This is a genomic window from Rhizobium sp. P44RR-XXIV, assembly GCF_001999485.2.
In the GTDB taxonomy this organism is placed as follows: Bacteria; Pseudomonadota; Alphaproteobacteria; order Rhizobiales; family Rhizobiaceae; genus Rhizobium.
In genome coordinates this window covers 278,582-290,511 of record NZ_MPVZ02000028.1, presented here as the reverse complement: position 1 = coordinate 290,511, position 11,930 = coordinate 278,582, and the positions used below count along the sequence as shown (strand labels likewise).

10 protein-coding genes are annotated in these 11,930 nt (G+C 58.4%); 5 read left to right on the top strand and 5 right to left on the bottom strand.

Features of this window, described 5'->3' with window-relative positions; translation table 11 throughout:
• Window positions 1-19: 19 nt before the first annotated feature.
• From BSK43_RS18535 to BSK43_RS18515, 5 genes are all read right to left on the bottom strand, one after another.
• The gene (locus BSK43_RS18535; RefSeq protein WP_077469109.1) at window positions 20-1,168 is read right to left on the bottom strand and encodes an iron-containing alcohol dehydrogenase; all 1,149 of its coding nucleotides are present in this window, start codon (window positions 1,166-1,168) and stop codon (window positions 20-22) included.
• Window positions 1,165-2,550, bottom strand: coding sequence for an aldehyde dehydrogenase family protein (locus BSK43_RS18530; protein WP_136687100.1), 1,386 nt, complete (start codon window positions 2,548-2,550; stop codon window positions 1,165-1,167). The genes BSK43_RS18535 and BSK43_RS18530 overlap by 4 nt, the downstream gene beginning before the upstream one ends.
• 162 nt (window positions 2,551-2,712) lie before the next feature.
• Window positions 2,713-4,083 carry a glutamine synthetase family protein gene (locus BSK43_RS18525; RefSeq protein ID WP_077469111.1) on the bottom strand — a complete coding sequence of 457 codons (1,371 nt, stop codon included), beginning with the start codon at window positions 4,081-4,083 and terminating at the stop codon, window positions 2,713-2,715.
• 125 nt (window positions 4,084-4,208) lie between these two features.
• Complete coding sequence (locus BSK43_RS18520; protein ID WP_077469113.1) at window positions 4,209-5,780, bottom strand: amino acid permease; 1,572 nt, start codon at window positions 5,778-5,780, stop codon at window positions 4,209-4,211.
• 125 nt (window positions 5,781-5,905) lie between these two features.
• A complete protein-coding gene (locus BSK43_RS18515) occupies window positions 5,906-6,673 on the bottom strand; it encodes an N-formylglutamate amidohydrolase (RefSeq protein ID WP_077469115.1) in 768 nt (255 codons plus the stop codon).
• 180 nt (window positions 6,674-6,853) lie between these two features.
• Between BSK43_RS18515 and BSK43_RS18510 the strand changes: the two genes are divergently transcribed.
• The 5 genes from BSK43_RS18510 to BSK43_RS18490 all read left to right on the top strand — a co-directional run bounded on the left by BSK43_RS18510 (window position 6,854) and on the right by BSK43_RS18490 (window position 11,839).
• Window positions 6,854-7,726 carry a MurR/RpiR family transcriptional regulator gene (locus BSK43_RS18510; RefSeq protein WP_077469117.1) on the top strand — a complete coding sequence of 291 codons (873 nt, stop codon included), beginning with the start codon at window positions 6,854-6,856 and terminating at the stop codon, window positions 7,724-7,726.
• Window positions 7,727-7,913: 187 nt separating this feature from the next.
• The gene (locus BSK43_RS18505; RefSeq protein ID WP_077469119.1) at window positions 7,914-9,017 is read left to right on the top strand and encodes an ABC transporter substrate-binding protein; all 1,104 of its coding nucleotides are present in this window, start codon (window positions 7,914-7,916) and stop codon (window positions 9,015-9,017) included.
• Between the two features lie 73 nt (window positions 9,018-9,090).
• A complete protein-coding gene (locus BSK43_RS18500) occupies window positions 9,091-9,981 on the top strand; it encodes an ABC transporter permease subunit (RefSeq protein WP_077469121.1) in 891 nt (296 codons plus the stop codon).
• Window positions 9,978-10,766 (top strand): ABC transporter permease, encoded by a 789-nt coding sequence (locus BSK43_RS18495; RefSeq protein ID WP_068398287.1) that lies wholly within the window; start codon window positions 9,978-9,980, stop codon window positions 10,764-10,766. Before BSK43_RS18500 ends, BSK43_RS18495 begins: the two co-directional genes overlap by 4 nt.
• Before the next feature lie 11 nt (window positions 10,767-10,777).
• Window positions 10,778-11,839, top strand: a complete 1,062-nt coding sequence (locus BSK43_RS18490) for an ABC transporter ATP-binding protein (protein ID WP_077469123.1) — start codon at window positions 10,778-10,780, stop codon at window positions 11,837-11,839.
• Window positions 11,840-11,930: the final 91 nt, after the last annotated feature.

Genomic DNA, 11,930 nt, shown 5'->3' with positions numbered 1-11,930 from the left:
CAGCACATCAATGGCTTTTTCAGAAGCAATCGCGGAACAATGCCTTGGTGTTTTCCAGCGTCAACGGCACCGGATTGCCACCGGCGCTTGGATCTTCGATCGCCATCGCCGAGAGCTCATCGATCCGGTCGGGCGCAATACCCATGGCCGAGAGGCTTTCGGGAACGCCGAGTTCGGCGCGCAATTGCAGCACGTAATCATAAAAGCCGTCGAACCCGCTCGAAATGCCGAGATAGGCTGCAGCACGGGCAATCTTCTCCTCGATGGCCTTGCGGTTGAAGCGCAGGACGGCTGGCATGACGACGGCATTGGTCATGCCGTGATGGGTGTTGTAGACAGCGCCGATCGGGTGCGACAGTGCGTGAATAGCGCCAAGACCCTTCTGGAAGGCGACAGCACCCATGGCGGCAGCGCTCATCATATTGGCGCGGGCTTCAAGATCGGTTCCTTCGCGATAGGCGCGTGGCAGGAATTCCTTGACCAAACGCATGCCTTCCAGCGCGATACCGGCCGACATCGGATGATAGAAAGGCGAGGAATAGGCTTCCAGGCAATGGGCAAACGCATCCATGCCGGTACCGGCCGTGATGACCTTCGGCATGCCCACGGTCAGTTCCGTATCGGCGATGACGACGCCCGGAAGGAACTTCGGATGGAAGATAATCTTCTTCACATGCGTGGCGGAATTGGTGATGACGCTGGCGCGACCGACTTCAGAGCCGGTGCCCGCGGTGGTCGGCACGGCAACGATCGGGGCAATGCCCTCGACGCTGGCGCGGGTCCACCAGTCGCCGATATCTTCGAAATCCCATACCGGCCGGGTCTGGCCGACCATGAAGGCGACGCACTTGCCGAGATCGAGACCGGAGCCGCCGCCAAAAGCGACAACGCCATCATGGCCGCCATCCTTGAAAGCCTTGACGCCGGCTTCGAGGTTTTTCTCATTCGGGTTCGGATCGACGTCGGCGAAAATGGCGCGGCCGAGGCCGGCATCTTCCAGAATGTCGAGCGCGGTCTTGGTGATCGCCATCGAGGCAAGCCCCCGGTCCGTGACCAGGAGCGGCTTCTTCATGCCCAGGCTCTTGCAGGCGTCCGCCAGTTCCTTGATCCGGCCGCGGCCGAGCTTGAAGGCGTTCGGATAGCTCCAATTGGCTGAGATATTGCTCATGCTGTTACTTTCTTCAGGTGATAGGATTTCGGACGGGTCAGATTGTGGAAGCCGATGATCGACAGCGAGCCGCCGCGACCGGTTTCCTTGACACCGGTCCAGCAAAGCGCCGGATCAAGATAGTCGGCACGGTTCATGAAGACGGTGCCGGTTTCGATCTCGCGGCCGATGCGCGAGGCGCGTTCGACATCCTTGGTCCAGAGCGAGGCCGTCAGGCCATAGGGGCTGTCATTCATCAGCTCCAGTGCCTCGGCATCGCTCTTCACCTTCATGATGCCGACGGCCGGACCAAAGGTCTCCTCGCGCATGAAGGCCATCGAATGATCGACATTGACGAGGATCTGCGGTGCGAGATAGGCGCCGCCGTCGTCGGCCGGGAACAGCTTGGGATCGACCAGCGCCTTGGCGCCCTTCGCAACCGCATCGGCGATCTGCTCGCGCACGACCTTGGCGAAGCGCTTATGCGCCATCGGTCCGAGCGACGTTTCCGGATCGAGCGGATTACCGAGCTTGTAGTTCGAAACCCAGGCAACGGACTTCTCGACGAAGCTGTCGTACAGCGACTCGTGCACATAGATGCGCTCGATACCGCAGCAGCACTGGCCGGAATTGAAGGTCGCGCCATCCATCAGTGTGTCGACGGCGGCGTCAAGATCGGCGTCTTCCATCACATAGCCCGGATCCTTGCCGCCGAGTTCAAGCCCGAGGCTGGTGAAGGTGCCGGCGGCAGCGCGCTCGATGGAGCGGCCGCCTTCGACGGAGCCGGTGAAATTGACGAAATTGAAGCTGCCGGCAGCAATCAGTGCCGAGGTCGTTTCGTGATCGAGGAAAACGTTCTGGAAGACGTCAGCGGGAACGCCTGCCTCGACGAACGCCTGTACCAGCCGCTCGCCGACCAACAGCGTCTGGCTCGCATGCTTGAGGATCACGGTATTGCCGGCCATCAGCGCCGGCGCGATCGTGTTGATCGCCGTCATATAGGGGTAGTTCCAGGGAGCAATGACAAAGACGACGCCATGTGCTTCACGCTCGATGCGCCGCGCGAAATTCGCGCTGTCTTCGACAACCAGCGGCGCAAGCGCATCGGCGGCGATAGAGGCAACATAGTTAGAGCGCTCGTTGAAGCCGCGATATTCGCCGCCATACTTGATCGGCCGGCCCATCTGCCAGGTAAGCTCCGGCACGACGACATCGGCCATCTCATTGAGACGGGCGGTGCCCTTCAGCACGAGCTGGACACGATCTTCGAGCGGGCGGCGAGCCCAATCCTTTTGCGCCTTGCGGGCGCGGGCCACCACTTCTTTGGCCGCATCCAGCGACAAGGCCGGACGTTCAGCATAAACCTCTCCGTTCACCGGGGAGACGCATGTGATCATGGTCATGATCGAATTCCTGTTTTCATCGCCAACAATTTGATTATCCGATGCTTCACAGCCCGTCGCCTGCACCATTGCTTAGAGGCAAAAGACAGACGTGCGGAGCATCCTCATGCCCCTACCCGACCATAGAATGAAAATCGGGCAGAAGGCAGATCGCAAGCAGCCTTACGCCCTTTCGAATCCGCGCGCCACTTCCCAATCGGTGATGCGACGATCGTACTCTTCCTGCTCCCATTCGGCAGCGCGGGTGTAGTGATCGATGACATCGTCGCCGAAAGCAGCACGCAGCATCTTCGAATTGGCAAGGGCCTCGGTCGCACCGCGCAGCGTGCGCGGTATCTCGCGAACTTCGCGCGCGCCATAGGCATCCCCGACAAACGGCGCTTCCAGTTCGAGCTTGTTTTCGATGCCATTAAGACCGGCAGCGATCAAAGCGGCGAACGCCAGATAAGGGTTAAGGTCGGAGCCGCCGACGCGGCATTCGATGCGGATGCCCTTGGTCTCGGCGCCGCACAGGCGATAACCGGCCGTGCGATTATCCGTGCTCCAGATCGCCTTGGTGGGCGCAAAAGTGCCGGCAACGAAGCGCTTGTAGGAATTGATGTAGGGCGCCAGGAAATAGGTGATTTCGCTGGCATGGTTCAAAAGACCGGCGACATAGTGCTTCATCAGCGGCGTCATGCCGTGTTCCTGCTCCTTGTCGAAGAACAGCGGCGTCTTGCCATCGGCGCTCCAGAGCGACTGATGGATATGCGACGAGCTGCCGGCGGCGCTGTAGTTCCACTTTGCCAGGAAGGTGATGGCCTTGCCCTTCGACCAGGCAATTTCCTTGCAGCCATTCTTGATGATCGTATGGCGGTCGGCCATGGTCAGGGCGTCGGCATAGCGCACGTTGATTTCCTCCTGGCCGGCCGAGGCCTCGCCCTTGGAGTTCTCGACCGGGATTTCGGCGCCCTGCAGCCCCTTGCGGATCGCCCGCATCACATCCTCTTCCTTGGTGGTCTGGAAGATGTGATAGTCCTCGTTGTAGCCGCTGACGAGATTGAGGTTGCGGTAGCCGGATTCGCGAGCACTGTCATAGCTCTGGTCGAACAGGAAGAATTCAAGCTCCGAGGCCATGTAGGCCTTCATGCCCATCGCCTCAAGGCGCTTGATCTGCTTTTTCAGGATCGCGCGCGGCGAATGCGCCACTTCTTCATGCGTGTGATGATCAAGCACGTCGCACAGCACCAACGCCGTGCCTTCCAACCATGGAATTCGACGAAGCGTCGCAAGATCGGGCTTCATCGTATAGTCGCCATAGCCCTTTTCCCAGCTGGTCGACTTGTAGCCGGAGACGGTTTCCATCTCGATGTCGGTCGCCTGCAGATAGTTGCAGCTATGCGTTTCCTTCCAGGCGCTTTCGACGAAGAATTCCGCCTGGAAGCGCTTCCCCATCAAGCGGCCCTGCATATCCACCTGGCATGCCAGAACCGTGTCGATGCGCCCTTCGGCCACATCCTTCTTGAGGTCGTCGAACGTATAGCTAGTGGTCATGATTAATCCGCCTGAAAGATAGAAGAGTGATCGGCCGGAGCGCTGCGGGACATATTACCTAAGCCGCTCGTCAAGTTGGATGGGGCCGCGACAGCGGCCCCCGCCGGATCGATGATATCTGAGGATCACGTCTCGCCGACGGCCCGTTCGGCGGCAGCAATATCGGCCTGACGCTTGGCAATCATGTCGCCAATCGGCGGCCCCTGGAAACGACGCTTTTCAAAGGCGAACCAAACGATCGCGGTCAGCACCAGGAAGCCAATCGTAATGTAAAGCGCCCATTCATTCGGTGGCTGCACACCAATGATGAAGATGATCGCCATGGCAAGGATCACGAGAACCGAGACCACCTTGTAGAGGCCGATACCCATGTTCCATGGCCCCATTTTCGGCCATTTCGCAGTTCCGATCGCCTTGATGCCGAGTACGATCGGCACGGTGAAGGAGAGGAAAAGGAAGATGACCGTGCACGACACGACGATGGTATAGGCCGAGGAGCCGGCGATCGTGACGAGCGACGCACCCCAGACGAACAGCACGGCAAGAACCGCAGCCGTCCAGATAGCGACGGAAGGCGTCCTGAACTTCGGGCTGACGCTGGCAAGCGCCTTCGAAAACGGCAGGCCGCCATCGCGCGAGAAGGCATAGATCATGCGCGAAGCCGATGTCACGGTCGCAAGACCGCACAGGAGCTGCGAGATGAAGATCGCCACGTAGAGTATATTGGCGACGACAGGATTGGTGATGCTGTTGATCGTCCAGAAGAAGACGTTCCAGCCCTGCTTCGAGGCTTCGTTCATGTCCGGTATCGCCAGCAGGAAGGCGAGCAACATGATATAGCCGAAGAAAGAGGACCACCAGACCGAGGAAACCATGCCGCGCGGCACCGAGCTGGATGCCTTGACGGTTTCTTCGGAGGTATGCGCCGAGGCATCGTAACCGGTGATCGTGTAGATCGGCAGCAACAGGCCAAGGGCGAAGACGTACCAGATATTCTCCATCTTCGGCCAGACCGATGAATCACCTTCCGGCGTGCCGGAGTAGTTGGTGAACGTCCAGATGCGGCTGATATCCCAGCTCTTGACGCCGATGAGGCAAACGATGGTCAACGCGATCGCGGCAGCGAAGATCAGGTAGCCGGACATATCCGTCAGCTTTGCCGTCAGCTTGATGCCGAAGTGGTTGATCAGGGCTTGCAGCCCGGTGATGACGGCAACGAAGATGATCTGGTTGGCAAAACCCGCCGATGTATTCGTGTCGACGGCAATGCCGAACCAGCTGGCGATGGAGCCGCTGAAGAAGCCCCATGTCCCGACGTTGATCGCACCGAGAACAGTGATCAGGCCGAGCAGATTGAGCCACGCCGTCAGCCAGCCGGTGAAGCGGTTACCGAGGATCGAACCCCAGTGATAAAGGCCGCCGGCAGTCGGATAGGCCGACGAAATCTGCGCCATGGAGAGAGCGAAAACGCCGGAAATCAGGCAGCCGAGCGGCCAGCCGATGCCGATGGCGGCACCGCCGGCGCCCGATGTCGCCTGCGCGAGCGAATTGATACCACCCGATAGAATGCAGATGATGGAGAAGGAAATGGCGAAATTCGAAAACGAACTCATGCGCCGTTCCAGCTCCTGGGCGTAGCCCATGGAGTGCAGGATATGCACATCCTGCTTCTTGTCTAAGTCTGTATATTCCGGCATGTCACTCCCCTAAAGCCCTGTCGTCCGCGGGATTGCGGAGAACCATGTGCACTGAGCGGCCCGCCTTTCGGCACGCCGCCTTGATCGCAGTTGAACTGCTCCCCGGGGTCTTTTTCTTTTTATGCTCAGGCTTCCAGACTGCTCTGGAGAAGCCCAGTCAGATAATCGGCCACGACCCCTTGGCCGACGTCGTACTGGATGAGGTCGTTGCGGACCTCTATCATTACGTTATGCAAACCATTGGCGATCCCATGCAGCTTCAGCGTATGGGTGACACCATCTTCAGGCCCGTAAGGTTGGTTACGTTCAGTCTGATAAAGCGGCGCTTCAGCCGCTGCGTCCAGCATGCGATCGGCCAGCCAATGGTCCTCGTCATGCAGAATGCCAAGCTCCACAGCACGCGGCTTGCCGTTATAGATCGGCGTGAAGCTGTGGATTGTCACGATCACGGTTTTTTGTCCGCGCGCCGCCCTTTCTTTCAGCAGTGACCGGATACGGTCATGAAACGGGATATAAAGGCCCTCCGTACGCGCCTGCCGACCCGCCTCGTCCAGGCGCTGATTGCCCGGAATTATATAGATCTCGCTCGTCTCCGGCATGGCGCCGGCGCTTTCCGGCGGGCGATTGCAGTCATAGATCAGCCGTGAGAAGCGCTGATAGACCAGGGTCGCATCGAGACCTGACGAAATCTTCTTTGCAACCGCGAGTGCGCCCGGATCCCAGGCGATATGGCTGGAAAGCGCCTCGGCGGAGAGCCCCAGGTCTCCGAACCGCTCGGGCAAGGCGCGGGAAGCATGTTCGCAAATGATAAAAATCGCACTGCTTCCGTGCGGCCTTTCGACCGCAACACAATCACCGTCCGCCTTCGTCAAAATGCCTTGCTGTGCAAGCATCCGGGACGCCCCATCGCCGATTAATAAAATGTTTATAAGAAAAGAATTCTTCAGGTTTTGGTCGGTGTCAACCCGAAACTGAAATTATTTCTTCATTTGTGACATTGACTCGAAATGTGACAGCGTTGTTATATCCTCGCAGGAGACTGGCATAAGACCGTCCCGGGGAGCAAAAATCGAGTGAACAATGCGTCGAAGACAGTTTCTGACGTGATCAACGCGCGCTTTGACACGCTGACGCGTGCCGAAAAGCAGCTGGCTAAGAGTCTGCTCGACAACTACCCTGTTTCGGGTTTGGGCAGCATCACGACAGTCGCGGAGAATGCCCGCGTATCCACGCCGACCGTGGCGCGCATGGTTCAGAAACTCGGATACAAGGGCTACCCGGACTTCCAATCCCATCTTCATCAGGAGGTCGAGGCGACGATCTCCAACCCACTGACAAAGCATGATCGCTGGGCATCGAATGCGCCAGGCACCCATATTCTCAATCGCTTCGCCGATGCCATTACGAATAATCTCCGCCAGACGCTTTCCGATATCGACGCCGCGACGTTCGACGGCGTTGCAGCCCTGCTGTCCGAACGCAAACGCGGGCTCTATTTCGTCGGCGGTCGCATCACCGGCGCGCTTGCCGAGTATTTCTTCACCCACATGCAGGTCATCCGCCCCAATACGACGCTACTCTCCTCCAATTCCAGCACCTGGCCGCAATATGTGTTGAATATGAATCCGGGCGATCTGCTCGTGATCTTCGATATCAGGCGTTACGAGCAGGAAATGGTCAATCTGGCCGACGCCGCCCGCCGTCGCGGCGCGGAGATCATCGTCTTCACCGATCAATGGGTAACGCCGGCGGCCAAGCACGCCAAGCACACTTTCCGCGTGCAAATCGAGGCGCCGTCGGCCTGGGATTCATCGGTCGTCACGCTCTTCATCGTCGAAGCCCTGATCGAAGCCGTGCAAAGTCTGACCTGGGACGAGACGAGCGAGCGCATGAAAACGCTCGAAGGTCTTTTCGAGCAAACGCAGCTGTTCCGCAAACTGAACTAGAGGGAACGAAGCCACGAAAATACATGGGGGTGACGCGGTGAGAAATGCAGCAGCTGTCACACTTGGCGATTAGAAGCAAAATCATGCGTGTTTACTGTAAACGCAATGCTTTGAAGCCGTCACACAACCTTCATGCAACGTCATTAACAGCAACGCCAGCACTGAAAACCCTAAAGGAGGAAATGCAGTGATCTCTAAAATTCATCGTCTTCTGGCAGTCTCCACTGCGATGCTCGTCGCTTCGACGGCTATTGCGGCCGCAGAACCGAGCGCCGATCTTATCGCTGCCGCCAAGAAGGAAGGCACGCTGACCACGATCGCCCTGCCCCACAACTGGTGCGGTTATGGCGACCTGATCGCTGCGTTCAAGGCGAAGTACGGCATCGAAGTCAACGAACTGAACCCAGACGCCGGTTCGGGCGATGAAGTTGAAGCCATCCGCGCCAACAAGGGCAACACCGGCCCCCAGGCTCCTGACGTCATCGACGTCGGTCTCTCCTTCGGCCCGACCGCCAAGAAGGAAGGCCTGCTGCAGCCTTACAAGGTTTCGACCTGGGACTCCATTCCGGACAGCGCCAAGGATGCCGAAGGCTACTGGTATGGCGATTATTACGGCGTTCTCTCCTTCGTCTCCAACAAGGACGTCGTAAAGAACCCGCCGAAGGATTGGGCTGACCTGCAGAAGCCGGAATACGCCAACACCGTTTCGCTCGCTGGCGATCCGCGCACCTCGAACCAGGCTGTCCAGGCTGTTTACGCCGCTGGTCTCGCTGCTGGCGAGAAGGATGCCACCAAGGTCGGCGCTGCTGGTCTCGACTACTTCGCCAAGCTCAACAAGGCTGGCAATTTCGTTCCGGTTATCGGCAAGTCTGCATCGCTCGCTCAGGGCGCAACGCCGATCGTCGTCGCCTGGGACTACAACGGCCTTTCCTGGCGTGACAGCCTGAATGGCAACCCGCCGGTAGACGTCACTGTTCCGGCTTCGGGCGTTATCGCAGGCGTCTACGTCCAGGCGATCTCGGCCTACGCTCCGCATCCGAATGCTGCCAAGCTCTGGATGGAATTCCTGTACTCCGACGAAGGTCAGATTGGTTGGCTGAAGGGCTATTGCCACCCGATCCGCTTCAACGACCTGGCGAAGAACAAGAAGGTTCCGCAGGAACTTCTCGACAAGCTGCCGCCGGCTGCTGCCTACGAAAAGGCTGTCTTCCCGACGCTCGATGAGCAGGATGCCGGCAAGGCCGCCATCACCACCAAGTGGGATTCTGTCGTCGGTTCGAACGTACAGTAATCAAACCTGACACGACCTCCCCGCTTAGGCGGGGAGGTTTTCCGTTTTTTTGACGCCGCGGATTGGGCCAATCATGAGCATCGTCACGACATCAACGATCAGTTCTCCTCCCCTGATCAGCAAGCGCGTGGTTGTTGACTGGCTGGGCATTGCGCCCTTCCTGATCTTCGCGCTGCTGTTTCTGATTTTCCCGACAGTCTACCTCGTCGCCGGCGCTTTTCTGACGCCCGACGGAAGCTTTACGTTCAAGAATATCGGCGATCTGTTCACGCCGACGATCATGAGCGCCTACTGGATCAGTATCAAGATTTCGGTCGTGTCAGCCCTCGGCGGTGCGATCATAGGCTTCTATCTCGCTTGGGCGCTGGTGCTTGGCGGCCTCCCCACATGGCTCCGCCATGCTTTCCTGACCTTCTCGGGCGTCGCGTCTAATTTCGCCGGCGTGCCGCTGGCATTCTCGTTCATCGCAACGTTAGGCCGTCAGGGTCTTGTTACCGTGTTGCTCGCTCATTTCGGTTTCAATCTTTATTCGACCGGCTTCAATCTTCTGAGCTTCATCGGCCTTACCATCACCTACATGTACTTCCAGATCCCGCTGATGGTGCTGATCATCACGCCGGCACTCGATGGCATGAAGAAGGAATGGCGCGAAGCTGCCTCCATTCTCGGGGCGACCAACAAGCAATATTGGTTCATGGTCGCGCTGCCGATCCTGTGGCCCAGCCTGCTTGGCACAACGCTGCTGCTATTCGCCAATTCCTTTGGCGCCATCGCGACGGCAATCGCGCTCACCGGCAGCTCATTGAATATCGTTCCGATCGTGCTCTACGCGCAAATCCGCGGCGACGTGCTGCACAACGCCAATCTCGGCTATGCGCTGGCACTGGGCATGATCGTCATCACCGGTATTTCGAACGTCATCTATATCTTGATGCGCATGCGCGCTGAACGGTGGCAAAAATGAAGCTGCAAAAATTCTTTGCCTGGATCGCGGTCGCCATCGGGCTCATCTACTTCATCGTGCCGCTTATCGGTACCCTGGAATTTTCGCTGCGCATGCGGCGCAACGCCTACAGCTTCGACGCCTATGCCTCGGTCTTTTCGGACTTCGGCTTTTTGGTCGCCTTCGGCTTCTCCATGCTGATGGCGCTTCTGACCATCATCTTCGGCATGCTGCTTGTCGTGCCGACGGCCTATTGGGTGCGGCTGCGACTGCCTCAGCTCCGCCCGATCGTAGAATTCATCACGCTGATGCCGCTGGTCATTCCCGCCATCGTCATCGTCTTCGGCTATCTCCGCCTCTACAATTCGTCGTCGATCCTGCCGCTGACCGGCTATAACGCCACGACGAACATTCTGCTTGTCTGTTCCTACATTGTATTATCCCTGCCCTATATGTATCGTTCAGTGGATACGGCGATGCGCACCATCGATATCGGCACGCTGACAGAGGCAGCCGAAAGCCTTGGTGCAAAATGGACAACGATCATGTTCAAATGCATCTTTCCAAATGTCATGAGCGGTGTGCTTTCCGGGGCTTTCATCACCCTCGCGATCGTCATGGGCGAATTCACCATGGCATCACTGCTCAATCGTCCAGCGTTTGGGCCCTACATGCAGCTCGTCGGCGCGAACAAGGCCTATGAGCCGTCGGCCTTGGCGATCATCGCGCTTGCTGTGACCTGGCTTAGCATGGCCCTCCTCCAGCTGGTCTCCCGTTTCTCAAAATCCGCTCCGATTAAGGCGTAAGGTTCCCCACTATGGCTTTTCTCGAACTGACCCACATCAAGAAGTCCTTCGGCGACATTCACGTCGTCCATGATTTCAATATGCAAATCGAGAAGGGGGAATTCATCTCCTTCCTCGGGCCTTCGGGCTGCGGCAAGACGACCGTGCTGCGCATGATAGCCGGCTTCGAAACGCCGACGGCCGGCTCGCTCACGATCAACGGCAAGGATCAGCGGGCGCTGAAGCCCAACCAGCGCAATATCGGCATGGTGTTCCAGGCCTATGCGCTGTTTCCGAACATGACGGTACATGACAACGTCGCCTTCGGTCTCAAGGTTGCCGGCATGGCCAAGCCCGAGATCGACAAGCGCGTCAAGGAAATGCTTGCTCTCATCAAGCTCGATCATCTGGCCGGGCGCTTTCCGTATCAGATGTCCGGCGGCCAACAGCAGCGCGTGGCACTTGCCCGCGCCATCGCCGTCAAGCCGCAGGTTCTCCTGCTCGACGAACCGCTGTCCGCACTGGACGCGAAGATCCGTGTATCGTTGCGCGAAGAAATCCGCGCCATTCAACAACAGCTCGGCATCACCACCGTCTTCGTGACACACGATCAGGAAGAAGCGCTTTCGATCTCCGACCGTATCGTCGTCATGAATGCCGGCCGCGCCGATCAGATCGGCACGCCCTTCGAAATCTACAATACCCCGGCCACCCGTTTCGTCGCGTCATTCGTCGGCACGCTGAACCTGATCGAAGGCAAGGTCGTCGATCCCGATAGCAACCGCATCTTGATCGGCGATCAGGGCGTGACCCTGAAACAGTCGGTCACGGCCTACAAGCCGGGCGACACCGTATCCCTCGCCTTGCGTCCGGAAGCCGGCTCGCTGGCCGAATCGGCAAAGGGCGATACCGCGCTGACGGGTGAAGTTTCCTCGGCCCACTTCCTGGGCTCGGTCATCCGCACCCGCATGAACGTCGCGGGGAATACGATTTCCTTCGATATGTTCAACAGCCCCGGCATGCTGCCCCCAAGCGTCGGCGAAAAGGTCACGCTGCGCTTCGCTTCATCCGATCTGCTGGTCATTCAGGACTGAGAATATGCCCTGTACGGCAGGGCAATTTTGGAAAACTATTCGCCAACGCCGGGCCAAAAGCCCGGCGTTTTTCTTTGATTTCCCTGCTGAA